Raw genomic sequence first — 22,957 nt, 5'->3', positions numbered from 1 at the left:
ATCTGCTCTACACTCGTCGGATTCATGCGGAGGGCTTATGAAAGTTGCGGTTGTTGGTTTCGGCGCCATTGGCGGATTGATCGGTGCGCGCCTGGCGGCGGCGGGATGCGAAGTCACCGCCATCGCGCGCGGGGACACGCTGGAAGCGCTGCGCCGGCATGGCGTGCGGGTACAGACGGCGAAGGGCCTGGAGCAAGTGGCGCTGCGGGCGGAGCAGGACCCGGCCGCCGCCGGCGTGCAGGATCTGGTGGTGATCGCCGTCAAGGCAACCGGCCTGGCCGACGTGGCATCACGCATCAAGCCGCTGATCGGTCCGGACACCCTGATTCTCACCGCGATGAACGGCGTGCCTTGGTGGTTCTTCGCCGCCGGCGATGTGCCCCATGCCGGCACGCGGCTGGCCTCGCTCGATCCGGACGGCACGCTGCTTAAGGCCATGCCGGCGCGGCAGGTGATCGGCTGCGTGGTGCATCTGTCGAGCGCCTGCCCGGAGCCGGGCCTGGTGCGGCTCGGCTTCGGCAACCGGCTCATCATCGGCGAGCCGGCGGGCGGCGTGTCGGCCCGCGTCGAGCGGCTGGCGGCGCTGCTGGCGCAGGCTGGCTTCGAGGCCGAAGCCAGCGCCGATATCCGCACCGACATCTGGTACAAGCTGTGGGGCAACATGACGATGAACCCGGTCTCGGCCATCACCGGCGCCACCGCCGACAAGGTGCTCGATGATCCGCTGGTGCGGGAATTCTGCCTGGCCGCGATGCAGGAAGCCGCCGCCATCGGGGCACGCATCGGCTGCCCGATCACCCAGAGCGGCGCCGACCGTATCGAAGTCACGCGCAAGCTGGGCGCGTTCAAGACCTCGATGCTGCAGGATGCCGAATCCGGCAAGGCGCTGGAAATCGATGCGCTGGTTGGCGCCGTGCATGAAATCGGCAGGCTGGTCGGCGTGCCGACGCCGGCCATCGGCGGATTGCTGGGACTGGTGCGCCTGTTCGGGCGCACGCACGGACTGTATCCGCTCTGAGCCTGAACGCCAGCTTCAGAAGCACTGCATGAAGCCGCCGTTGTTCTGGCAAACCTTGCCGGCGCGGTCGGTGTAAGTGCCGCCGCTGCCCTGGTAGCGGACGCCGCCGCTCCAGCAGCCGCCGGCATCGCAGCCGGTCACCGGCGCGGGCGCCGGCGGACCGACCGGGCGCTGCGCGGGAATCACCGGTGCGGCAGGATTGGCGGCAGGCGCCGGGGGCGCCGGCATTCTTGCGACAGTGGCCGGCACCGCGCGGCGCGGCATCACATTCCTCGGGGCTTCCTGTTCGGCGCCATCGCGCTGTTGATGTTGCTGCTGTTGATGTTGCTGCTGCGGATCCAGCCGGGCGGCCCAGGTAGCGGTCGGCCTGGCAGCATCATCGGCCATCGCCGTTCCGGCCATGACCGTCATCAGCAATGCCAGCAGGCATGGTTTTGCGGTATTCATCGCCTCACTCCGTCTTCAACCGACGTCATCGATCGCATCGATTCCATGTTGAATCGACACCGTCCCGGAGCAGGCGTTCAGATCAGTGCGTGGCCTGAGACTTTAGAAAGGCCGGCACTTTCGCCGCGCTCAGTCCGGCCACGCGCGACAGCAGTGCCGCATCGACCCGGGGCACGCGGTAATGGGTCTTCAGGTGCGTGCCGATCTGCAGCAGCAGCTGGGCGCTGACTTCGGCATCGGCTTCGGCGCGGTGGGCGCTGCCGTTGAAACGGATGCCCAGCGAGGACGACAGCATGCCCAGCTTGTAGCTCGGCAAGCCGGGAAACACGCGGCGCGACAGTTTCAGCGAACACAGCAGATGGCGATGGCGCGGCATGAGGCCGAGATCGCGGCTTTCGGCAATCAGGAATTTTTCGTCGAAGCTGGCGTTGTGCGCCGACAGCGGCTGCTCGCCGATGAAGCGCAGCAGTTCCGGCACCACTGTCGAGACGCAGGGCGCGCGGTCGACCATCTGCTGCGTGATGCCGGTCAGGCTGGTGATGAACGGCGGAATGCGCACATGGCAATTCACCAGGGACACGAAGCGGTCGACGATGCGGTCGCCCTCGATCCTGAGCGCGGCCACTTCGGTAATGCGGGCGCCCGCCGCCGGCGTCAGGCCGGTGGTTTCGAAGTCGAGCATCACGATGGGTTCCTGGTACATGGACATGGCCGGCGCAGAGGGAAAGTGAAGAATGAGGGAAGAAACAAGCCGGCGATTTTACGCGAGGCCGGATGCATAAGCGATGGCGGAATTGCCAGAAATGGCCCCGCATGCGGACGACCTGCAGGCAGCTTGCGCAGACGCCGCGTGCATTCTTGCCAATCCCTTAAAATTCCGGCATTCCTTACTTGACGCATCCCGCGCATTGCGATGTTCCCTCATTCCCCTGTTAATTGTCTGCGCCGTGCAAGCCTGCCGGCGGCAGTCCTTGCACTTTCCCTGCTGGCACCGGCCGCCCATGCCCAGCAGGGCGCCGATGCCATGGCCAAGCGGGTCGCGCCCTGCATGGCCTGCCACGGCAAGGAAGGCCGGGCCGCGGCCGACGGCTACTATCCGCGCATCGCCGGCAAGCCCGAAGGCTACCTCTACAACCAGCTGCGCAATTTCCGCGACGGCCGCCGGCAGCAGTATCCGCTGATGGTCTACATGGTGCAGCACCTGTCGGACGACTACCTCAAGGAGATGGCCGGCTTCTTCGCTTCCCAGCACCTGCCGTATCCGCCGCCGCAAACGGTGGAGGCTTCGCCGGCGGCGCTGGAGCGCGGCCGGCAGCTGGTGCAGAACGGCGATCCGTCGAGAAAGATTCCGGCCTGCGCCGCCTGCCACGGCGAGGCCCTGACCGGCGTGACGCCGGCGATTCCCGGCCTGCTCGGCCTGCCGCGCGATTACATCAACTCCCAGTTCGGCGCCTGGCGCGAAGGCACGCGCCGCGCCGCCGAGCCGGACTGCATGGCGCAGATCACGCGCCAGCTCACGCCCGAGGACGTGGCGGCGGTGTCGTCCTGGCTTTCCAGCCGCAGCGTGCCGGCCGACGCCAGGCCGGTGTCGGCACTGCCGGCAAGGCTGCCGGTCGCCTGCGGCAGCGTTCCCGAAACGAAATAAGGAAGGATGACCATGAAACGATTCTTCCTCGGCGCGCTGCTGCTCCTGGTGGCCGCGCTCGGCGTGACCGCCTGGCTGGGGCTGCGCGAAGACACCGCAGACGCCACCGCCAACACGCCCGCCAGCACGGCCGATCTCGTTGCGCGCGGCGCCTACCTGGCCCGGGCCGGCAACTGCATGGGCTGCCACACCGCGCGCGGCGGCGCGGAATACGCCGGCGGACGGGCGATCCAGACGCCGTTCGGCGCCATTCCTTCGCCCAACATCACGTCGGACCGCGACACCGGGATCGGCAGCTGGACTGCCGACGACTTCTGGCGCGCGCTGCATAACGGCAAGTCCAAGGATGGCAAGCTGCTCTATCCCGCCTTTCCCTATCCGAACTACACCCGCGTGAGCCGCGCCGATTCGGATGCGATGTATGCCTATTTCCGCACGGTCGCGCCGGTGCGCCAGGAAAACCGCGAGCCGGAGCTGCGTTTCCCGTTCAACCATCGTGTGCTGCTGGTCGGATGGCGCGCGCTGTATTTCCGGCCGGGCGTGCATGCAGACGAGCCGAAGCAGAGCGCCGAATGGAACCGCGGCGCCTACCTGGTGCAGGGGCTCGGCCACTGCAGCGCCTGCCATGCGCCGCGCAATTTCCTCGGCGCCACCACCGGTGGCGAGAACCTGAGCGGCGCCATGATCCCGATGCTCAACTGGTATGCGGCATCGCTTTCCGGCGACAGCGGGGCCGGCCTGGGCAACTGGGAGGTGCAGCATATCGTCGACCTGCTCAAGACCGGCGTCTCGGCGCGCGGCGCGGCGTCCGGGCCGATGGCCGAGGTGGTGCAGGGCAGCCTGCAGTATCTGGAGGAAAAGGACGTGCGGGCAATGGCGGTCTACCTGAAATCGCTGCCCCAAAACGGGCAGGCCGAAGCCAGTGCGCCGCCGCGTTCCACGCCGGAAACCGAAAAATTCCTGGGTATCGGCGCCGCCCTCTATGAGAAGCATTGCGTCTCATGCCACAAGGCATCGGGCGAAGGCGAGCCGCCCGCCTATCCGGCGCTCGCCGGCAACCGGGCGCTGACCCTGGCTTCGCCGGTCAACCCGATCCGCGCCGTGCTGCATGGCGGCTATCCGCCCAGCACCCAGGGCAATCCGCAGCCCTACGGCATGCCGCCGTTCAGCGCGCTCCTGAGCGACGAGGAAATCGCCGCGGTGGTGTCCTACATCCGCAACAGCTGGGGCAACCAGGGAGCGCTGGTCTCGAGCGGGCAGGTGAACAACTACCGGGCGGTCACGCTCGATTAGGGCCGCGCATCGGAACGGCCGGCGAAGACCTCGCCGGCCGTTCGCTTTTTTGAATGCGAAGCCGGAAGCGGCGCACGTTACACTATCGCCTTTTTCCGCCAACGCACAGCCGACCGCCCGCCATGACCAGCTTCCATGTAGAAAACGTCAATATCGCCCAGTTCGATTCCATGCCCACGCCGGAGGATCTGCACGCCAGCCTGCCGCTGACCGAGCGTGCCGGGGCGGCGGTACTCAAGGGGCGCGAAGCGCTGCGCAACATTCTCGATCGCAAGGATCCTCGCATGTTCGCCGTGGTCGGTCCCTGCTCCATCCATGATCCGGTCGCCGGACTCGACTATGCGCGCCGCCTCAAGCAATTGCAGGAAGAAGTGCAGGACACGCTGCTGCTGGTGATGCGGGTGTATTTCGAAAAGCCGCGCACCACCACCGGCTGGAAGGGTTACATCAACGACCCCGACATGGATGATTCCTTTCACATCGAGCGCGGCATGGCCAATGCCCGCAAGTTCCTGCTCGACGTCTGCGAACTGGGCCTGCCTACCGCGACCGAGGCGCTCGACCCGATCTCGCCGCAATTCCTCGGCGACCTGATCACCTGGACCGCGATCGGCGCGCGCACCACCGAATCGCAGACGCACCGCGAAATGTCCTCCGGCCTGTCGACCCCGGTCGGTTTCAAGAACGGCACCGACGGCGACATCGGCATCGCCATCAATGCCATCCTGTCGGCATCGCATCCGCATTCCTTCCTGGGAATCAACGGCCAGGGCAAGGTATCGATCGTGCGCACCAGCGGCAACCGTTACGGCCATGTGGTGCTGCGCGGCGGCGACGGTCGCCCGAACTACGACACGGTATCGGTGGCGATGGCCGAACAGGCGCTGGCCAAGGCCAAGCTGCCGGCCAACATCGTGATCGACTGCTCGCATGCGAACAGTTTCAAGAATCCCGACCTGCAGCCGCTGGTCATGGCCGATGTCGTCCATCAGGTGCGGCTGGGCAGCAAGTCCCTGGTCGGCGTCATGATCGAGTCCAACATCGTCGGCGGCAAGCAAGCCATTCCCGCCAACCTGTCGCAATTGCAGTATGGCTGCTCGGTAACCGATGGCTGCGTCGGCTGGGACACCACCGCAAAGATGATTCGCGATGCCGATGCCATGCTCAGGGATGTGCTTCCCGCGCGCCTTGGCTGAAGCACCGGCACGGCAGCCCGGAACGCTGAGGCCCGGGCTGAAACGCGGGAATATTTACGCTTGGAAATAAAGCGTGAAAATTTTTTGCAGGCAAGGCTGGAGGGATGTTTTTTTTAAGTATTTCTAAGGCATTATGTAGTTGCTAAAAACACTTGTACCGCCACTGACGACAGCATGGCAAGAACGAGGGAGGGGACATGGAGACTGCAGTTGCCGAATTATTTCCCATTAGCAATGAGTGCTTGCAGGCCGCGTGCGGACAGGCAAATGCGTACTGGATGAATGCCCATGTGCTGTCCGGGGTGGGCACGGGTTTGGCCTTCTATATCATTTCCTGTACGTTCATCTATCTCATCAAGCGCAAGCCGATGCGCTTCAAGGGCATTTACCTGATGCTCGCGCTGTTTTTCTTCATTTCCGGCAGCGCGCAGTTCGTCTCCCTCTGGACCATGTCGCATCCCGACGCCCGGATCAATGCCGTGCTGGACCTGCTGGTCGCGGCGCTGGCGCTGCTGACCGCCGTCATGCTTGCCATCGTGATCGCCAAGGCGGCCAAGCAGCCGACGCATCCGGAGCTGCAGACGGCGGTCAGGCAGCTTGAACTTGAAATCGTGGAGCGCAAGAAGGTGGAAGAGGCGCTGCAGCATTCGCAGTCGGTGCTGCGCGAACTGGCGGCCTACCAGGAACGTATCCGCGAGGATGAGCGCAAGCGCATTGCCCGCGAAATCCATGACGATCTCGGCCAGAACCTGCTGGCGCTCCGCCTGGATGTGGTCAGCCTGCACCAGCGCATCGGCGCGCGTCACCAAAAGTTCAAGGAGCGGGTCACCATGGCGCTGGACCAGCTCGATACCACCATGAAATCCATCCGCAGCATCATGAACAATCTGCGGCCATCGGTACTGGACCTGGGGCTGCAGGAAGCGATCGAGTGGCAGGTGCGCCAGTTCGAGTCGCGCAATGCGATCCGCTGCGAGCTGGTGATGGAAGGCTGCGGCGAGGGACTGCCCGATGCGCAGGCCACCGCGGTGTTCCGCATCCTGCAGGAATCGCTCAGCAACATCGGCCGGCATGCGCGCGCATCGCAGGTACAGGTGGAACTGCATATCGACCGCAGCCGGCTGGAAATGACGATCCGCGACAACGGCGTCGGCATGTATCCCGGCGACCGCCGCAAGGCGCATCATTTCGGCCTCATCGGCATGCAGGAGCGCGTCGCGATTCTCGGCGGCGAACTCGAGATCCAAAGCCACCCGGGGCAGGGCACCGTGCTGGTCATGTCCTTTCCGGTCAAGACCCCGGCCGTCCGCCCGGAGCCGGCATCGGCTTCTGCGTCGGCTTCTGCGTCGGCGTCGGCATCGCTGGACGCCTGAACAGGGGCTGCCGGCAGCTGCCGCAGACAAGCAAAAAGGAGTGAAATGGAAAATCCGGCCTCCATCATCGAATTCTGGTTTGGCGTCGATGCCGATGACAAGCTGGCGGCGGACCGTCAGGCCAAGCTCTGGTGGTCGAAGAACGAAGCGCTCGACGCCGCCATGCGCGAGCGCTTCGGAAGCTTGCTGGACCGGGCCGCGGCGCGCGAACTCGACGGCTGGGCCGACACCGCGGCCGGTCGCCTGGCGCTGATCCTCCTCACCGATCAGTTTCCGCGCAACATCCATCGCGGCACGCCGCAATCGTTTGCCTATGATGCCTTGGCGCGGGCATGGTGCAAGGAGGGTTTGCGCGAGGGCGCGCAGGCTGTCCTGAGGCCGATCGAGCGGGTATTTTTCTACTTGCCGCTGGAGCACTCCGAATCCATTGCGGATCAGGAACAGGCGGTGGCGCTGTTCGCCGAACTGCTCGACGGCGTGCCTCCCGCCCATCAACAGACCTTTCAAGGTTTTTACGACTTCGCGGTGCGCCATCGTGAAGTGATTCGCCGCTTCGGCCGCTTCCCTCACCGCAACCAGATCCTGGGTCGGCCCTCGACGCCGGAAGAGCGGGAGTTTCTGCAGCAGAAGGGCTCGTCGTTCTAGGCCGTCATGCGGCTCTGCACCAATTGACGTCGCTCACAACCGCATCCGATAGGGCGGTTGCGGCGGCTGCGCGCCGGCAACCCGGGTGCCGGGTCGACTGTCAAACAGGGCGCCATGACTACCGCCACCCCGCCCCTTCAGGATCCGCCCCAGGTCGCACGCCAGATCGGCCTGCGCTATGTCAGCGACAATGTTCCCGGCTTCACGCGCCAGGCTTACCGCGACGGTTTCCGTTACCTGGATACCGAAGGCAAGCTGATACGGGACGAAGCCACGCTCGCCCGCATCCGTTCGCTCGTCATTCCGCCGGCCTGGACCGATGTCTGGATCTGCCCCTGGGAAAACGGCCATCTGCAGGCAACCGGGCGCGATGCCAGGAAGCGCAAGCAATACCGTTATCACCCCCGCTGGCGCAATGTGCGCGACGAAGCCAAGTACGGCCGCATGATCAGCTTCGGTCAGGCGCTGCCGGCGATCCGGGCGCAGGTCGACAAGGATCTGAAACTGCCCGGCCTGCCGCGCGAAAAGATGCTTGCCACCATCGTCTATCTGCTGGAAGCGACCATGATGAGGATAGGCAATGAGCAATATGCCAGGCAAAACAAGTCGTTCGGGCTGACCACGCTGCGCGACCGCCATGTGCGCATCGACGGCAGCGAAGTCGAATTCCGCTTTCGCGGCAAGAGCGGCGTGCAGCATGCGATCAAGGTCGGCGATGCGCGCCTGTCGCGCATCATTCGCCGCACCCGCGATCTGCCCGGACAGGAGCTGTTCCAGTACATCGATGATGACGGCCAGCAGCGCAGCATCGGTTCGGCCGATGTCAACGACTATCTGCGCGCCATTACCGGCGAGGATTACACCGCCAAGGATTTCCGCACCTGGTCCGGCACCGTGCTGGCCGCGCTGGCGCTGCAGGAGTATGAAAAATTCGACTCCGACGCCCAGGCGAAGAAGAACGTGGTGCGCGCCATCGAATCGGTCGCCGAAAAGCTCGGCAATACGCCGAGCATCTGCCGCAAGTGCTATGTGCATCCGGCAGTGATCGAGTCCTATCTCGACGGCACCATGCTGCAGGCGCTGCGGCAGCGGGCGCAGCAGGAACTGCGGGAAGATCTCCATGCGCTCGGCCCGGAAGAAGCGGCGGTGGTGGCGCTGCTGCAGCAGCGGCTGTCCGCCTCGGCGGAGGCGTCCGGCGCACCGCAACCAAGACCGAAAACCCGCGCCGCATCCAAAACCGGACCCAAGGCCAAGCCCCGGCCCAGGACGGCACGCCGCAGCAAAACCAACACAACCAATACACCCGGAACGGCGCCTGCGCGAACCGCGGGGAAGATGCAATAATTCCGCTTTGCATTTTTCCACGACAGGACCTACACGCCATGATTCTCGAACTCGCCGACATCCGCATCCAGCCAGGCAAGCAAGCCGAATTCGACGCCGCCATCCAGCGCGGCCTCGACCAGGTGATTTCCAAAGCCAAGGGCTTCCAGGGTTACAAAGTCAACAAGGGCATGGAATCGCCGGAACGCTATGTGCTGATGATCTTCTGGGAGACGCTTGAAAACCATACCGTGGACTTTCGCCAGTCGCCCGCCTTCCAGGAATGGCGCGGCATCGTCGGCCCCTATTTCGCTTCGATGCCGGTCGTGGAACACTTCACGCTGCTGGCGAAATCCTCCTGATCCTGTCCGTCCGATTTCCTTGCCGCCGTCGGGGTTTGTCCTACGCGGCGGCGGGGGCGATGGCGGGGGCAACACTCCCGCCCCATGATTTGCATCGATTCAATTCCATCCGTGTTTTCCGGTGATATGATCGTGTCCAGATATTTTGTTGCTTCCCGTCGCCATCCCCACTAAGGTCGAACAAGAATGCCATTCCAAGCTGACGCCGTTACCCTGACGCTTATCGTGCTGCTGGCCGCACTCGTCATCGGCATCCTTGCGTTTGCGGCATCGGCCAGGGCGAAGGCGAGGCAGGCGGCGCGCGACATCGCCGCCATCAACGCCACCATCATCGATTACTTCCGCCGCAGCGGCGTCCAGGTTTCCTGCGACTCGACCCGTCTTGCCGGCGCCAAGGCCTTCACCGCGGTGGTCGAATCGGAGCCGATGAAGCGCTTCCGCCTGTCGCACATCATCGAAATGACGCTGCGCGACCACGTGCGCAAGAGCTGCGGCCTGCAGCTGGAAAAGATCTACTGGCGCTTCCCGATCAGGGAAGCCGGCCAGGCCGGGCAGGCGGTGTCGGTCCAGTCCGGCGTCAAGCCGGCGAGCGAAGCCGCCGTGGAAGCAGGCAAGGCCGACGAGACTTCGGATGAATACATCAACGAAGGCCTCGAAAACTACCGCCACATTCCCAAGCCCGAAGTCACCGAACTCGATTGGGAAACCTTCGAGCAGATGTCCACCCAGGAACGCGGCAAGGGCGAGGGCAATTCCTGAACCGGTTCATCTCCTGAGCGCCGCCGGCTGAACCCGCGGTCGCCAGCGGGCGGATCGATGTCCGCGGTGTCTTTGGCATCTTCCGCGTCTTCCGCGTCTTCTGTGTTTTCGCTGTCCTTCCTCAAGCCATTGGGCCAGGCGGCCTTCCTTGCCTGGCACAATGGCAACGCCGCTGCCTTTCTTTCCCGTGCTTCAGCTACCGCTCCCCTTTCCGGCACGGCGGGAACTCCCCAAGTCGATGCTTGACTAAACGATCATTCAGAACTTGTTTCATCGATAACAAGGGGCGCCGATACCCGGCGGCCGATCGATGCTGCGGAGCCCGCGCGCCGTTTTTCCCGTTTCCACCATCTCCACCGCGCGCCGGCTCCTCTCATTCATGTCCTCATGTCCTTCTCGCGCCGCCGACGGTGTCCGAGCCGGACTTGCGCAACGGAGGGAAGAACCATGCAACATCAGGCAGCAGGCCCGGCGACCTCGGGTGCGGCACCCTATCAGGCAGGACGGCATTTGCCATCCGCCAATGACTTTCTCCACAGCGATCCCGACGCTTTCCAGGCCGGATCGTCTTATGACGGGCACTATGCCGCGCCGAACGCGGCACGCGCCGAGACGATGGCCAAGGCGCTCGGCTGGTTCAGCATCGGCCTGGGCCTGGCCCAGCTGCTGGCGCCGGAGAAAGTCTCGCGCGCCATCGGCGTGGCCGACAGTCCGAAGCTCATGCGTGCGCTCGGCGCGCGCGAACTGAGCGCCGGCATCGGCATCCTCAGCCAGCGCAGACCGGCCAACTGGATGTGGAGCCGCCTGGCCGGCGATGCGATGGACCTGATGCTGCTGGCCGCCGCAGCGCGCGACCGCGGCAACGACCGGCGCCGCATTGCGCTGGCGAGTGCGGCCGTGGCCGGCATCGCCGCGCTCGACCTGATTTCCGGCATGGACAACCAGCAGCGCAAGCGCCTCGGCCAGGGGCCGGATGCGAGCGGGTTCGTCAACGTGGAGAAATCCATCACGGTCAACAAGACGGCGGACGAGTGCTACCGCTTCTGGCGCAACTTCGAAGCCTTCCCGCGCTTCATGCGGCATCTGGAATCGGTGCATGCCATCGACGACAGGCGCATCCACTGGAAAGCCACGGGGCCGGCCGGCAGCAGCGTGGAGTGGGATGCCGACATCACCGTGGACGAACCCGGCCGCGAGCTGGCCTGGCAGTCGGTGGAGGGCGCCGATGTCGACAATGCCGGCCGCGTGCTGTTCGAATTCGCGCCGGGCGGACGTGGCACCATCGTCCGCGTGGTCATGCATTACAAGCCGCCGGGCGGCATCGCCGGCGCGCTGGTCGCCGGCATGTTCGGCGAGGAACCGTCGGTGCAGATCGATGAAGACCTGCGCCGCTTCAAGTGGCTGATGGAAACCGGCGAAATTCCGACCACCGTCGGCCAGCCGTCGGGCGAGCGCGGCGCATGGAACCGCATTCTGTTCAGGAAAGGAGCACCGGGATGAGAGCAGCTGTCTGGCATGGAAAACGCGACATCCGCGTCGATAACGTACCCGATCCGGAGATCATCAACCCGCGCGACGCCATCGTGAAAGTCACATCGACCGCGATCTGCGGTTCCGACCTCCACTTGTACAACGGCTTCGTGCCCACCATGGAGAAGGGCGACATCATCGGCCATGAATTCATGGGCGAGATCGTCGAGCTCGGCAGCGAAGTGAAGAACCTGAAAATCGGCGACCGGGTGGTGGTGCCGTTCCCGATCGCCTGCGGCAACTGCTTTTTCTGCGACGAGAAGCTGTATTCGGTGTGCGAGAACTCCAATCCCAACGCGGCGATGGCGGAAAAGATGTGGGGCCATTCGCCGGCCGGCATCTTCGGCTATTCCCACCTCACCGGCGGCTATGCCGGCGGCCAGGCCGAATACGTACGCGTGCCCTTCGCCGATGTCGGCCCGATCAAGGTGCCCGACGGCCTGACCGACGAGCAGGTGCTGTTCCTGTCCGACATCCTGCCGACCGGTTACATGGCGGCCGAGGCCTGCGACATCAAGCCAGGTTCGGTGGTGGCCGTCTGGGGCTGCGGCCCGGTCGGCCAGTTCGCGATCCAGAGCGCCTATCTGCTCGGCGCCGAGCGCGTGATCGGAATCGACCGTTTCCCGGAACGCCTGCGCATGGCGCGCGAGATTTCCAAGGCGATCACGCTCGACTACGAGGAAGTCGACATCGCCTCGGCGCTCAAGGAAATGACCGGCGGACGCGGCCCCGATGCCTGCATCGACGCGGTCGGCATGGAGGCGCACGGCATGGGCATGATGGGTGCCTATGACCGCGTCAAGCAGGCGATGAGTCTCGAGACCGACCGGCCGGTGGCCCTGCGCCAGGCCCTGATGGCTTGCCGCAATGGCGGCGTGGTGTCGATTCCAGGCGTCTATGGCGGCTTTCTCGACAAGATCCCGTTCGGTTCCATCATGAACCGCTCGCTGACGATCCGCACCGGCCAGACGCATGTGCAGCGCTACATGCGTCCGCTGCTGGAACGCATCCAGAAGGGCGAGATCGATCCGGCCGTGATCATCACCCACCGCATGGCGCTCGACGATGCGCCGCACGGCTACGACATCTTCTGCAACAAGCAGGACGAGTGCATCAAGATCGTGATGAAGCCCTGAGTTGCCATCGCACTGCGGGTGAAGGAAGCGCCGCTGCGGGCGCCGCTTCTTATTTTTGTGATCGCGGCCGTTCCGGTGACAGCAGCCGCTCGAATGCCTCGGGCGGCAGCGGCGGGCTTTTCAGATAGCCCTGGTACATGTCGCAGCCGAGCGCATGCAGGAATGCCAGCTGCTCCGGCTTTTCCACGCCCTCGGCCAGCACCTGGAATCCGAGCGAGTGGCCCATGCCGACGATGGAGGTGGCGATGGCGCCGCGGTCGGGGCCGTGCGGGATCGCATCGATGAAGCCCTTGTCGATCTTCAGCACGTCCAGCGGGAAGCGCTGCAGGTAGGCCAGCGACGAATAACCGGTGCCGAAATCGTCGATCGCCAGCCGCACGCCGGTGGCACGCAGGCGCTGTAGCAGTTCCGCGGCATCCGGCTCCATCAGTGCGCTCTCGGTCAGCTCCAGTTCCAGCCGCGTTGCCGGAAAGCCGGTCTGCGCCGTGACTTCCGCGACCGTGGCGCTGATGTCGCGGTGGCGGAACTGGCGCGGCGACATGTTGACCGCCAGCGTCAGCGGCGGCAGTCCCGCATCCATCCACTGCCGGCCCTGGCGGCAGGTTTCCCGCAGTACCCATTCACCAATGGCATCGATCAGCCCGGTGCTTTCGGCGACCGGAATGAAGCGCGCGGGCGGTATCAATCCCTCCTCGGGATGCTGCCAGCGCACCAGCGCCTCGGCGCCGAGGATGCTGCCGGCGGCCACATCGACCACCGGCTGATAATAGACGCGCAGTTCATTCTGTTCGATCGCCCGGTGCAGCCGGGCCTCGAGCCGGATGCGTTCGCGCGCCGCCTGCGTCATGCCTTGCGAGAAATAGCGGAAGCGGCCGCGTCCCTCCTGCTTGGCCTGGTACAGCGCGGCATCGGCATGCTGCAGCAGTTCCTGCGTGCTGGTGCCGTGATCGGGAAAAATGCTGATGCCGATGCTGATGCCGACACGCACCTCGGTGCCGTCGGCAAGTGTCCACGGCTGGTTCAGCGCACCCAAGATGCCGTTGGCCACGATCGCCGCATCCTCGGCATGCGCCAGCTTCGGCAGCACGATGCCGAACTCATCGCCGCCCAGCCTTGCCACGGTATCCATGTCGCGCATTCTTGAAGCAAGGCACTTGGCGACCTGTTGCAGCAGCTCGTCGCCGGCATCGTGGCTGAAGCTGTCGTTGATGTCTTTGAAACGGTCCAGATCCAGCATCAGCAGGGCCATGATGCCGTCTTCGCGCTGCGCCAGCCGCATGCCGTGTTCCAGGTGCGACAGCAGCAGTACGCGGTTGGGCAGGCTGGTCAGCGTGTCATGCTGCGACAGGAATTCGAGACGGGTTTCCGATGCCTTGAGCTGCGACAGGTCGGCGACCACGCCGACATAATTGGTCACCATGCCGGCGCTGTTCGTCACCGCGCTGACGCCAAGCAGTTCCGGAAAGACTTCGCCGGTCTTGCGGCGATGCCAGACCTCACCGCGCCAATGGCCTTCGCGTTGCACCGTCGACCATATCTTCTGGTAAAACTCGTCGCCGTGGCGGTTGGAGCGCAGCATCGACGGCAGCTGGCCGATCACATCGTTTTCACTGTATCCGGTGATTTCGGTGAAGGCCTGATTCACCATCAGGATGCGACGCTCCGCATCCATCAGCACGATGCCCTCGCGGGTGGTCTCGAAGATGACTGCGGATTGCCGAAGACGCTGCTCGTTGCGCTTCTGCTCGCTCACATCCATGTTGGCGCCGTAGACCATCAGCGGCCTGCCTTGGTCGTCGCGCTGGATCATCAGTCGCGACAGGATGGGAATGTAGCGACCATCCTGGTGTTGAAGGCGGACTTCCATGGTGGCGCCGGATTCCTGTCCAGCCAGCAATTCCTCGATGCGGCGTTCGGCAGGTATCAGGTCATCCGGATGCAGGATCCGGCGCCAGGCGGAGATGTCGCCGCAGGCCGTATCGGGATTGTGGCCAAGCAGATCCCAGCAGCGTGGCGAGAAATAGAGTTGGCCGCTCGCAAGCTCCCATTCCCACCAGCCGTCGTTGGTGCCCTTGAGCACGCGCTCGAGCCTGTCGCGATAGAGATCGGAAGCCCGTCGCGCCCGCCCGAGCGACGCATGCCATGCCTTGAGCAACAGATACAGCAGTCCGCTGGTAATGCCGACGAAGAGCATGCCTTTCATCGTGCCGATGCGCGCCAGCTGGTCGGGGTCGCGAAACAGGAAGCGGATGGTGCGGTCGGAGCCGGCAATCCATACGGCGGCAAAGAGGAGATACAGCAACACGATGCCGCCGGGGGAACGGAGCCGTTGCCGGAGATTGCCGCGGGTATCTTTCATGCGTATCGGCTGAGGCATTGAAGAAGCGCTCCACTATAGCAGCAATGACAAGGCTTTCATCCGCTAACCCATCCGCTGACACAACGGTGTAACGTTGTCATTGCACCTCGATGTGGTACAGGCCCCATGGACAGGTGGCGAAGCGTTCGTTGAGCGGCTTGGCCGCCATGTCCTTGAAGCGGTCGGCGTCATAGACCGCCCACAGCGGCCCGAGCCCGCCCAGCGGCATCGGTCTGCCATCCAGGTGCGTGGCGATGATGAAGCGATACCTGCGCAGGTCGGCCACGGGAACGGCGACCGCATAGCCGTCGAGCGCGCGCAGCACCAGCTTGCTCTTGTCACTCAGCATGGCGCCCGCGGTCTTGACCACGTCGAGCAGCAGGGGGCCGCGCAGCGCATGGACCTGCGCATCGTATTCGAGCGTCGGCCGGATCGGGGTGGAAGGCAATGCGCTCAGCGCCCGGAAGTCGAAGGCATAGGCGCGTTCGAACTTGACGCCCTGCTTTTTCATCAGCTGGTCCAGTGCAGGATCGAGGCCGCTGCGATTGCCTTTCTGAATCGCGCCGGTCACCGTGAGCAGCGCCGGGCCGCGCGCGGTGTTGCGCGCCGGACGGTTGGCTGCGGCAGCGGGCAGCGCCATGCCGCCGGCAATCGCGGCCGCCAGAAAATCACGTTTGTTCAAGCATCCTCCCTGCTTCAGGTCATGAAGCGCAAGATTCTACGCTCGCACGCTTCTCTGAGCCAGATCAAACCGGCGTTGGCCGGCTTGAGGAAATGCCGGGATGCATGCGATTATCCTGTGGCGCCCGAAGGCGCAGCGGCAATTAAGCCGTCAATAAAAACGAAGCAGTCAGAATGAAGCAATAAAAGGAGGTTTCACATGCGACTCGTCACCAGTCTGCTGCTTGGCAGCATCGCCCTTGCCGGATGCGCCGGCATGTCCGGCCAGGGTGCCGGCAATCCCAAGCCGATTGCGGTATCCCAGCTCAATCCCACCCAGGGCAACAAGACCAGCGGCTCGGTCAGTTTCGTGCAGAACGGCGACCGCATCATGATCGATGCCCGCATCGACGGCCTGACTCCCGGCGCGCACGGCTTCCATGTGCATGAGAAGGGCGACTGCAGCGCGCCCGACGGCATGAGCGCCGGCGGCCACTTCAATCCCTCCGGCACGGCGCATGGCGGCCCGGACCATGGGGATCGCCATGCCGGCGACCTCGGCAATCTCAATGCCGATGCCGGCGGCAATGCCGTGCTCAAGCTGACGGTGCCCGCCAGCCAGATCAGCCTGTCCAAGGATGCGCCCAACAGCGTCGTCGGCAAGGCCCTGATCGTGCATGCCGATCCTGACGACTACAAGACCCAACCGACCGGGAACTCGGGCAAGCGGGTTGCGTGCGGCATCATCGCGCTGCAGTAATACCAATCCCGAGCCATGCCATGAGATCGCGTCTTTTTCATCCATCGATTTCATGACACGTCCTGGGGATTGGCATGAGCGCGGATGCGGGTACACGCAAGTCCGCAAGCCCGCAAGCCTGGAGAGTGGCATGCGGGCCTGAAGCGTAAGCCTGGATGATCGATTGCGCGGATGCGCGAAGGGATGACGAGCGGTCTTGAAGAGCGCTCGTGCACCGGCACGAGCGCGGCACTGCAGGATCAGATATAGACGATCAGCGCCACTGCGGCAATGATCAGCGCAGCCTTTGCCACATGGTAGGCAGTGCGGTTCCAGGCCTTGAAGCGGCGGCGATACTGTCCCATCAGCCAGGAGATGCGAAACACCTTGTTGACGCCGCCCAGCTGGTCACCGGTTTCGTTCGGCGAGCTTGCCGCAGTCATCATGGTGCGGCCGAGGAAGCGGTTGATCGCCTGCGCCCAGCGGTAGCGCATCGGGCGTTCGATGTCGCAGAACAGGATGACGCGGTCGCTCTCGCTCTCGTTCCTCGCCCAGTGGATATAGGTTTCGTCGAAGATTACGCCCTGGCCGTCGCGCCAGCTGTAGCGCTGGCCGTCGACTTCGATGAAGCAGCGATCGTCGTTCGGCGTCGCCAGGCCGAGGTGATAGCGCATCGAGCCGGCGAACGGGTCGCGGTGGCGGTTCAGCTGGCCGCCCGGCGGCAGCTCGGCGAACATTGCCGCCTTCACCGAGGGAATATTGCGCAGCAGGGCCACGGTCTGGGGGCAGAAACGCTCGGCCGAGGGATGGCTGGCGTCGTACCATTTCAGATAGAAACGCTTCCAGCCGGCCTTGAAGAAGGAATTGAAACCGGCATCGTCATTCTTTTCCGCGGCCTTGATCTTTTGCAGCGCGATCAGGTTGAGCGCTTCGGTCCGGATCACTTCCCAGTTCCTTTGCAGCGGCTCCAGTTCCTTGAAGGTATCGACCGGCAGGTAGGGCGTGGACGGCACGCGCGAGAAGGCATGCATGAACAGGTTGATCGGCGCCATGAACGACGAATGGTCGAAAATCTGGCGGAAGAAAGGCAGCCGCACCCGGCCACGGAAATGAATGTGGAAGATCGACAGCAGGTAAAGGGAAATAATGGTCCATTTCATGGGACAGCCTCGGAAAAAGAATGGCGCGGAATGCGGCGTGCGTGCCGCAGCGGCCTGGATGGAGGGTATTGTGCTATAGCCGGGGAAAGTGTGCTGAAGTACGCTTTGGTGAAGTAGTTGCAAATTCGCCACCGGATTGCGCCACAGCCCGACAAACACCGCCTAAGCCGGCTCCTGGTATTTCTTGAGTATCGCGCCGTAGACGCCATTGCGGCGGATCACCTGCAGCCCCGCGTTGAAGGCATCCCGCATTGCCGCATCCTTGAAAACCGCCATGCGCGGACTCGGCGGGAAAAGCGGGTAGAGCGTAACCGCCTGCCTGACATCGATCGGCGCTTCCAGGTGGCGGCTCAGGTGACGGAATACCAGCCGATCGCCGACCACCACATCGACGCGTCCCGTGTAGAGCAGCTTGTTCTGGGTCAGTTGCTGCGCATACTCGCGGTAATCCGGATGCCCGGTGGCAACCGTCTTGAATTCCTCGCCGAGCAGCAGGCTGGCATTCTGGAATGCCGCAACCGACCATCCGCGCAGGTCGCTGACCCCGCGTATGCGCAGATTGCGGCTGCTGAGCGCAATGGCGACGTTCTGGTAATGCAAGTAGGATTCCGAAAAATAATGGCGGCCTCCGATGCCCTCCGTCACCGACAGCATGCCGTCCAGGTGTCCGGCGCGCAGCAGCGCCAGGGCGCGGGAAGGCGGCAGGTGCTGTGCCGCCATCCGGTATCCGCCGGCCTCGAATGCCTTTTCGGCAATCTCGTATTCCATGCCGCCGGTGCCCGGTGCGAGGAAATAGGGCGGTTTGATCAGCCCCACGCCGATCTGCAGCACGGGCAAGGTCTCCGCCGCGAATGCCCGCGCCTGCAAACCCGGCATGCCAAGCACGCCTGCCAGGCAGAGCGGCAGCAGGGCAATACGTAGGGCAAGCCGGCCGGCCGGCCTGGGCAACGGGGGAGCAGCCATCGAGCCGGACCGGAAAGCCTGTGCGGCCGTGCAGGGAAAGTGCTGGTGCCGCCTTGTCATGTCTTCAATCTCATGATGAACAAGGCATGGCACCTTGCGTTGCAATGGAGAAAAACCGGAATGGCGGATTATAAGCGTTCAAGGGGTCAGGCATTGTCATGGCCGGCATGAAAAGAGGCAGAGGCAGAGGCGGAAGCATTGCCGCTGCAGCGGCCTTTGACGCCATAGGCGAGCACCATGGATTGGGCTGCGGCATTCAAGGCCGTCACGCTCGCGAACAGGCTGCTTTTTTCCACGAACACGGCGTACAGCAGCGTAACCAGCGTTGCCGCGATCCAGCCGCTCCAGGAGACGACCGAAATGGATTTGCGCGCATGCGGGTCGCGGTGGTAGCGCAGCAACTGGGGAAGGTAGCATCCCAAAGCCGCTACACCGGATATGCCGTACAACATGCTCAATACCTGTTCCATCCCGCCGCCATGTTCAATTGCTTGTTGGAAATTTGTCCGGGCAGTAGACCGCTGCCCGGCTGAATTGTTCCCGCAAGGAAAGTAAGCGTGGCGAAAAAGCCGACCGCGCTTCACAGACTTGTGTTTGCACAACGGCCGCGCCTGCGAGGCATTGAATAATGAGCATGCGAAATACCCATGGCACGGCGACGTGTCCCGGCAGCATGACAATCGAACAGGATCCCGCAGGGGAGAAAGCATGAAGCAGGCAATCAACGCGCAATACCAGCCGGCGCCGGGCAGCGCCTTTGTCGACAAGATACTGGCGTCGCAGCGCCGCAAGATGTTCGACGCATTTCTGGAATTCAAAAAGGGCAATGCGAGCGACACCACGCTCAATGTCGGCATGATGCCCGGTCCGCTGTTCGAGAAGCCCGACCTTCTCAACGCATGGTGCGACCAGAAGGAACGTTCCCGCATCCTCTCCTACCAGATCGAACCGCCGTCGGCAGGACAGAATTCCGCCGACAGGGGGGCGACTTCGGCGGCGGAATTGCAGCTGCCGTTCTCCGATGGCGCATTCGACTGGGTGTTCTGCAATGAAGTCATCGAGCATGTCGGCGCCGGCGAGCGCCAGTTCGCGCTGGTCCGGGAGCTCTACCGGGTCGCCCGCAAGGGGGTATTCGTCACCACCTCCAACCGGAAGCATCCGATCGAATTCAATACCGGCCTTCCGCTGCTGCATCTCCTGCCGCAGGGGGCCTGGCAGCGGCTGCTGCGCCTGGGCGGCAAGCGGCACTGGACAACGCCGGGCGTGCTGAATCTGATCGATGCGCCGGCGCTTTACCGTTTCGCCGAAAGGCTGCCCGGTTCGCCGCAACATGATGTGGGCCACAAGCGCGTGTTCGGCGCCAAGGCGCATTTCTTCCTGATGGTGAACAAGACGCCACAGGCCGCTTGAACCCGGCGCAAGAGCGGGTTGCAGGTGAATGTGCGGTCGCCTCGGCCCGACTTGCCCCGCATCCCAGGGCGGATCAATTCCTCCAGCCACCCACCATCTAGGCGGTCAGCCGCGACACGTGCTTTAATGCCGAACTGTCGAACTGTCGAACCACAGGACCGTCGCGCGGCCCCGCTTATGCTGACCGAACCCGCAATGCTGCACCGTCTCCGCCTCATCGCCGCATCAATCGTTGCGACCCTGCTGTTTCCGCAGGCCGCCGCCGCCCACGAATTCTGGATGATGGCGCGGCCGTTCTCCCCTGCGGTGGGCGCGCCGACCTCGCTCAGCCTTTACGTCGGCGAATTCTTCACCGGCGAGCTTTTGCCGATCGCGGCATCCCAGGCGGCCGCCATCCATCTCTATTCGCGGGTGGCGCCGACCGATCTCGGCGCCCAGCTTCCTCCGGATCAGGCGCTGCCGGAACTGAAGCTGTCGCTGCCCGCCGCCGGCACCTACATGCTGGCCTATGACAGCAATCCCACCCAGATCAACCTGTCCGCGGACAAGTTCCATGCCTATCTTCACGAGGAAGGGCTCGACGCCATCATTCGCCAGCGGGAATCCGACGGCAAGGCGGAGGAACCCGGGCGTGAACGTTACCGCCGCCACGTCAAGACGCTGCTGCGTGTCGGCGGCAAGTCCGACGGCACCTACTCGGTCCTGACCGGACAGCGGCTGGAAATCGTGCCGACCTCGGATCCGCTGGCGCGCAGCGCCGGCGACAAGCTCAGCTTCACCCTGTTTTTCGACAGCAAACCGCTGGCCGGCGCGCTGGTGAAGGCCTGGCACAAGCAGGAAGAACAGACTCTGATGATACGAGCCCGCACCGGCACCGACGGCAAGGTCGCTTTCAACCTGCCCCATGCCGGCGTCTGGATGATCAGCGTCGTGCACATGCTGCCGGTCGCCGACACGCCCGACATCGACTGGGACAGTTTCTGGGGCAACCTGACCTTTGAACTGGCGGGAAAACGCCAAGGACGCTGAACAAGAAAAAACGCCTCGTTTCCGAGGCGTTTTTCATTGTCTTCCGCTGCGATTCAACGCGTTACCGGCTTGTAGCGCACGCGCCTGGGCTTGGCGCCTTCCTCGCCGAGCCGCTTCTTCTTGTCGGCCTCGTATTCCTGGTAATTGCCGTCGAAGAACACCACCTGGGAATCACCTTCGAACGCCAGGATGTGCGTGGCGATGCGGTCCAGGAACCAGCGGTCATGGGAAATCACCATCACGCTGCCGGCGAATTCCAGCAAGGCATCTTCCAGGGCGCGCAGGGTTTCCACGTCGAGGTCGTTTGACGGTTCATCCAGCAGCAGCACGTTGCCGCCCATGAGCAGCGTCTTGGCCAGATGCAGGCGGCCGCGTTCGCCGCCCGACAGGTTGCCGACGATCTTCTGCTGGTCGCTGCCCTTGAAGTTGAAGCGGCCGAGATAGGCGCGCGACGGCATTTCGAACCGGCCGACCGTCAGGATGTCGGCGCCGTTGGATACGTCTTCCCACACCGTCTTCTTGTTGGACAGGTCGTCGCGCGACTGGTCCACCAGCGACACCTTGACTGTCGGTCCGATCACCACTTCGCCGCTGTCCGGCTGTTCCTTGCCGGAAATCATCTTGAACAGGGTCGATTTACCGGCGCCGTTGGGGCCGATGATGCCGACGATCGCGCCCGGCGGCACCTTGAAGCTCAGGTTGTCGATCAGCAGGCGGTCGCCGAAGGCCTTGGAGACATTCTTGAACTCGATCACTTCATTGCCGAGGCGCTCGGCCACCGGAATGAAGATTTCCTGGGTTTCGTTGCGCTTCTGGTATTCGTGTTCCGACAGTTCGTTGAAGCGGGCCAGACGCGCCTTGCTCTTGGCCTGGCGGCCCTTCGGATTCTGGCGCACCCATTCCAGTTCCTTCTGGATGGTCTTCTGGCGCGCCGATTCGGTCGCTTCTTCCTGTTTCAGCCGGCTTTCCTTCTGCTCCAGCCAGGAACTGTAGTTGCCTTTCCAGGGAATGCCGTGGCCGCGGTCGAGTTCGAGAATCCATTCGGCGGCATTGTCGAGGAAGTAGCGGTCGTGGGTGATGCCGACCACGGTGCCGGGGAAGCGCTGCAGGAACTGCTCCAGCCAGTCGACCGATTCCGCGTCGAGGTGGTTGGTCGGCTCGTCGAGCAGCAGCATGTCGGGCTTGGACAGCAGCAGCTTGCACAGCGCCACGCGGCGCTTCTCGCCGCCGGACAGCACGCCGATCTTCGCATCCCAGGCCGGCAGGCGCAGCGCATCGGCCGCGATTTCCAACTGCTGGTCGAGATTGCTGCCGCCGGAGGTGGCGATGATGGCTTCCAGCCGCGCCTGCTCGGCGGCGAGCGCATCGAAATCCGCATCCGGCTCGGCATAGGCGGCATACACCGCATCGAGCTTGGATTGGGCTTCGGCCACCTCGCCCAGGCCCGATTCCACCGCCTGGCGCACCGTCTGCTCCGGATCGAGCTGGGGCTCCTGCGGCAGGTAGCCGATATTCAGGCCGGGCATGGGCACGGCTTCGCCTTCGATGTCCTTGTCGATGCCGGCCATGATCTTGAGCAGTGTCGACTTGCCCGAACCGTTCAGGCCGAGCACGCCGATCTTGGCACCCGGGAAGAAGGACAGGGAAATGTCTTTGAGAATCTGGCGCTTGGGCGGGACGATCTTGCCCACCCGGTTCATGGTGTAGACGTATTGAGCCATAGAGGTAATCGGTACTTGGTCTGCAAAAAGGGGAGAGCTGCAAGGATAACCGATGCGCGCGGCGGTTGGAGGCGGAAGCGATATTTACGTATGCAGCGTCCGCGGCGGCGTACCACGGGCCGGCCTTTGCAAAGCCCTGAGCGCTTCAGGGTTATTTGACCTGGGTCAATCAATTTGTTGCAATGCATC

Annotated in this window: 22 protein-coding genes and 1 pseudogene; 15 read left to right on the top strand and 8 right to left on the bottom strand. The window is 63.8% G+C overall.

Features of this window, described 5'->3' with window-relative positions:
* Nucleotides 1–37: 37 nt before the first annotated feature.
* Nucleotides 38–1,018 (top strand): 2-dehydropantoate 2-reductase, encoded by a 981-nt coding sequence (locus FH061_RS02005; protein ID WP_151632439.1) that lies wholly within the window; start codon nucleotides 38–40, stop codon nucleotides 1,016–1,018.
* A 15-nt stretch (nucleotides 1,019–1,033) separates the two neighbouring features.
* Here the strand turns inward: FH061_RS02005 and FH061_RS02000 are convergent, their stop codons facing one another.
* Together FH061_RS02000 and FH061_RS01995 are read right to left on the bottom strand one after the other, a co-directional pair.
* A complete protein-coding gene (locus tag FH061_RS02000) occupies nucleotides 1,034–1,465 on the bottom strand; it encodes a hypothetical protein (RefSeq protein ID WP_151632437.1) in 432 nt (143 codons plus the stop codon).
* A gap of 82 nt (nucleotides 1,466–1,547) precedes the next feature.
* Nucleotides 1,548–2,168 carry a 3'-5' exonuclease gene (locus FH061_RS01995; protein ID WP_151632435.1) on the bottom strand — a complete coding sequence of 207 codons (621 nt, stop codon included), beginning with the start codon at nucleotides 2,166–2,168 and terminating at the stop codon, nucleotides 1,548–1,550.
* Between FH061_RS01995 and FH061_RS31720 the strand changes: the two are divergent.
* The 11 genes and pseudogenes from FH061_RS31720 to FH061_RS01945 all read left to right on the top strand — a co-directional run.
* Nucleotides 2,144–2,203, top strand: a pseudogene (locus FH061_RS31720) (hypothetical protein); the annotation flags it as partial. The gene FH061_RS01995 and the pseudogene FH061_RS31720 overlap by 25 nt on opposite strands.
* A gap of 175 nt (nucleotides 2,204–2,378) precedes the next feature.
* Nucleotides 2,379–3,110, top strand: a complete 732-nt coding sequence (locus FH061_RS01990) for a c-type cytochrome (protein ID WP_151632433.1) — start codon at nucleotides 2,379–2,381, stop codon at nucleotides 3,108–3,110.
* A 12-nt stretch (nucleotides 3,111–3,122) separates the two neighbouring features.
* Nucleotides 3,123–4,403, top strand: a complete 1,281-nt coding sequence (locus FH061_RS01985) for a c-type cytochrome (RefSeq protein WP_151632431.1) — start codon at nucleotides 3,123–3,125, stop codon at nucleotides 4,401–4,403.
* Between the two features lie 122 nt (nucleotides 4,404–4,525).
* On the top strand, nucleotides 4,526–5,599 hold the full coding sequence (locus tag FH061_RS01980; protein ID WP_151632429.1) for a 3-deoxy-7-phosphoheptulonate synthase: 1,074 nt from the start codon (nucleotides 4,526–4,528) through the stop codon (nucleotides 5,597–5,599).
* 278 nt (nucleotides 5,600–5,877) lie between these two features.
* Nucleotides 5,878–6,972, top strand: coding sequence for a sensor histidine kinase (locus tag FH061_RS01975; protein ID WP_192804862.1), 1,095 nt, complete (start codon nucleotides 5,878–5,880; stop codon nucleotides 6,970–6,972).
* Nucleotides 6,973–7,017: 45 nt separating this feature from the next.
* Nucleotides 7,018–7,617: a DUF924 family protein gene (locus FH061_RS01970; protein WP_151632425.1), complete on the top strand. Its 600-nt coding sequence runs from the start codon at nucleotides 7,018–7,020 to the stop codon at nucleotides 7,615–7,617.
* A gap of 114 nt (nucleotides 7,618–7,731) precedes the next feature.
* Nucleotides 7,732–8,961 (top strand): DNA topoisomerase IB, encoded by a 1,230-nt coding sequence (locus FH061_RS01965; RefSeq protein ID WP_151632423.1) that lies wholly within the window; start codon nucleotides 7,732–7,734, stop codon nucleotides 8,959–8,961.
* 38 nt (nucleotides 8,962–8,999) lie between these two features.
* Nucleotides 9,000–9,302, top strand: a complete 303-nt coding sequence (locus tag FH061_RS01960; protein WP_151632421.1) for an antibiotic biosynthesis monooxygenase family protein — start codon at nucleotides 9,000–9,002, stop codon at nucleotides 9,300–9,302.
* A gap of 186 nt (nucleotides 9,303–9,488) precedes the next feature.
* Nucleotides 9,489–10,061: a hypothetical protein gene (locus FH061_RS01955; RefSeq protein WP_151632419.1), complete on the top strand. Its 573-nt coding sequence runs from the start codon at nucleotides 9,489–9,491 to the stop codon at nucleotides 10,059–10,061.
* Nucleotides 10,062–10,508: 447 nt separating this feature from the next.
* A complete protein-coding gene (locus FH061_RS01950; RefSeq protein WP_225984442.1) occupies nucleotides 10,509–11,561 on the top strand; it encodes an SRPBCC family protein in 1,053 nt (350 codons plus the stop codon).
* The gene (locus tag FH061_RS01945) at nucleotides 11,558–12,727 is read left to right on the top strand and encodes a zinc-dependent alcohol dehydrogenase (protein WP_151632417.1); all 1,170 of its coding nucleotides are present in this window, start codon (nucleotides 11,558–11,560) and stop codon (nucleotides 12,725–12,727) included. Before FH061_RS01950 ends, FH061_RS01945 begins: the two co-directional genes overlap by 4 nt.
* A 49-nt stretch (nucleotides 12,728–12,776) precedes the next feature.
* Here the strand turns inward: FH061_RS01945 and FH061_RS01940 are convergent, their stop codons facing one another.
* Nucleotides 12,777–15,086: a putative bifunctional diguanylate cyclase/phosphodiesterase gene (locus FH061_RS01940; protein WP_225984441.1), complete on the bottom strand. Its 2,310-nt coding sequence runs from the start codon at nucleotides 15,084–15,086 to the stop codon at nucleotides 12,777–12,779.
* A 97-nt stretch (nucleotides 15,087–15,183) separates the two neighbouring features.
* Nucleotides 15,184–15,768 (bottom strand): molybdopterin-dependent oxidoreductase, encoded by a 585-nt coding sequence (locus FH061_RS01935; protein WP_151632413.1) that lies wholly within the window; start codon nucleotides 15,766–15,768, stop codon nucleotides 15,184–15,186.
* 198 nt (nucleotides 15,769–15,966) lie between these two features.
* Between FH061_RS01935 and FH061_RS01930 the strand changes: the two genes are divergently transcribed.
* The gene (locus FH061_RS01930; protein WP_151632411.1) at nucleotides 15,967–16,506 is read left to right on the top strand and encodes a superoxide dismutase family protein; all 540 of its coding nucleotides are present in this window, start codon (nucleotides 15,967–15,969) and stop codon (nucleotides 16,504–16,506) included.
* A gap of 239 nt (nucleotides 16,507–16,745) precedes the next feature.
* Here the strand turns inward: FH061_RS01930 and lpxO are convergent, their stop codons facing one another.
* The 3 genes from lpxO to FH061_RS01915 form a co-directional block, all read right to left on the bottom strand.
* The gene (gene lpxO, locus FH061_RS01925; protein WP_151632409.1) at nucleotides 16,746–17,645 is read right to left on the bottom strand and encodes a lipid A hydroxylase LpxO; all 900 of its coding nucleotides are present in this window, start codon (nucleotides 17,643–17,645) and stop codon (nucleotides 16,746–16,748) included.
* Between the two features lie 162 nt (nucleotides 17,646–17,807).
* Entirely contained in the window at nucleotides 17,808–18,668 is an 861-nt protein-coding gene (locus FH061_RS01920; RefSeq protein ID WP_151632407.1) for a substrate-binding periplasmic protein, read from the bottom strand.
* Between the two features lie 86 nt (nucleotides 18,669–18,754).
* Nucleotides 18,755–19,210, bottom strand: coding sequence for a hypothetical protein (locus FH061_RS01915; protein ID WP_151632405.1), 456 nt, complete (start codon nucleotides 19,208–19,210; stop codon nucleotides 18,755–18,757).
* Nucleotides 19,211–19,316: 106 nt separating this feature from the next.
* Between FH061_RS01915 and FH061_RS01910 the strand changes: the two genes are divergently transcribed.
* Both FH061_RS01910 and FH061_RS01905 read left to right on the top strand, forming a co-directional pair.
* On the top strand, nucleotides 19,317–20,018 hold the full coding sequence (locus FH061_RS01910) for a class I SAM-dependent methyltransferase (RefSeq protein WP_151632403.1): 702 nt from the start codon (nucleotides 19,317–19,319) through the stop codon (nucleotides 20,016–20,018).
* A gap of 177 nt (nucleotides 20,019–20,195) precedes the next feature.
* A complete protein-coding gene (locus FH061_RS01905; protein WP_192804861.1) occupies nucleotides 20,196–21,047 on the top strand; it encodes a DUF4198 domain-containing protein in 852 nt (283 codons plus the stop codon).
* Between the two features lie 53 nt (nucleotides 21,048–21,100).
* On the opposite strand, the gene ettA is transcribed toward FH061_RS01905, so the two are convergent.
* Complete coding sequence (ettA, locus tag FH061_RS01900; protein ID WP_151632399.1) at nucleotides 21,101–22,768, bottom strand: energy-dependent translational throttle protein EttA; 1,668 nt, start codon at nucleotides 22,766–22,768, stop codon at nucleotides 21,101–21,103.
* Nucleotides 22,769–22,957: the final 189 nt, after the last annotated feature.

It is taken from the genome of Noviherbaspirillum aerium (assembly GCF_008929045.1).
Taxonomy (GTDB): domain Bacteria; phylum Pseudomonadota; class Gammaproteobacteria; order Burkholderiales; family Burkholderiaceae_D; genus Noviherbaspirillum; species Noviherbaspirillum aerium.
Note: the sequence above shows the minus strand (reverse complement) of the source record. Positions and strands in the feature narration are given on the sequence as shown.

Bases quoted from the DNA above. Each gene is read 5' to 3' on its own strand.
- FH061_RS01970 (WP_151632425.1), top strand. From the start codon at position 7,018: ATGGAAAATCCGGCCTCCATCATCGAATTCTGGTTTGGCGTCGATGCC.
- FH061_RS01985 (WP_151632431.1), top strand. From the start codon at position 3,123: ATGAAACGATTCTTCCTCGGCGCGCTGCTGCTCCTGGTGGCCGCGCTC.
- FH061_RS01995 (WP_151632435.1), bottom strand. From the start codon at position 2,168: ATGTACCAGGAACCCATCGTGATGCTCGACTTCGAAACCACCGGCCTG.
- FH061_RS01920 (WP_151632407.1), bottom strand. From the start codon at position 18,668: ATGACAAGGCGGCACCAGCACTTTCCCTGCACGGCCGCACAGGCTTTC.
- FH061_RS01955 (WP_151632419.1), top strand. From the start codon at position 9,489: ATGCCATTCCAAGCTGACGCCGTTACCCTGACGCTTATCGTGCTGCTG.
- ettA (WP_151632399.1), bottom strand. From the start codon at position 22,768: ATGGCTCAATACGTCTACACCATGAACCGGGTGGGCAAGATCGTCCCG.
- FH061_RS01930 (WP_151632411.1), top strand. From the start codon at position 15,967: ATGCGACTCGTCACCAGTCTGCTGCTTGGCAGCATCGCCCTTGCCGGA.
- FH061_RS01965 (WP_151632423.1), top strand. From the start codon at position 7,732: ATGACTACCGCCACCCCGCCCCTTCAGGATCCGCCCCAGGTCGCACGC.
- FH061_RS01960 (WP_151632421.1), top strand. From the start codon at position 9,000: ATGATTCTCGAACTCGCCGACATCCGCATCCAGCCAGGCAAGCAAGCC.
- FH061_RS01975 (WP_192804862.1), top strand. From the start codon at position 5,878: ATGAATGCCCATGTGCTGTCCGGGGTGGGCACGGGTTTGGCCTTCTAT.
- FH061_RS01940 (WP_225984441.1), bottom strand. From the start codon at position 15,086: ATGAAAGATACCCGCGGCAATCTCCGGCAACGGCTCCGTTCCCCCGGC.
- FH061_RS01905 (WP_192804861.1), top strand. From the start codon at position 20,196: ATGCTGACCGAACCCGCAATGCTGCACCGTCTCCGCCTCATCGCCGCA.
- lpxO (WP_151632409.1), bottom strand. From the start codon at position 17,645: ATGAAATGGACCATTATTTCCCTTTACCTGCTGTCGATCTTCCACATT.
- FH061_RS01990 (WP_151632433.1), top strand. From the start codon at position 2,379: ATGTTCCCTCATTCCCCTGTTAATTGTCTGCGCCGTGCAAGCCTGCCG.
- FH061_RS01945 (WP_151632417.1), top strand. From the start codon at position 11,558: ATGAGAGCAGCTGTCTGGCATGGAAAACGCGACATCCGCGTCGATAAC.
- FH061_RS01910 (WP_151632403.1), top strand. From the start codon at position 19,317: ATGAAGCAGGCAATCAACGCGCAATACCAGCCGGCGCCGGGCAGCGCC.
- FH061_RS02005 (WP_151632439.1), top strand. From the start codon at position 38: ATGAAAGTTGCGGTTGTTGGTTTCGGCGCCATTGGCGGATTGATCGGT.
- FH061_RS01980 (WP_151632429.1), top strand. From the start codon at position 4,526: ATGACCAGCTTCCATGTAGAAAACGTCAATATCGCCCAGTTCGATTCC.
- FH061_RS02000 (WP_151632437.1), bottom strand. From the start codon at position 1,465: ATGAATACCGCAAAACCATGCCTGCTGGCATTGCTGATGACGGTCATG.
- FH061_RS01950 (WP_225984442.1), top strand. From the start codon at position 10,509: ATGCAACATCAGGCAGCAGGCCCGGCGACCTCGGGTGCGGCACCCTAT.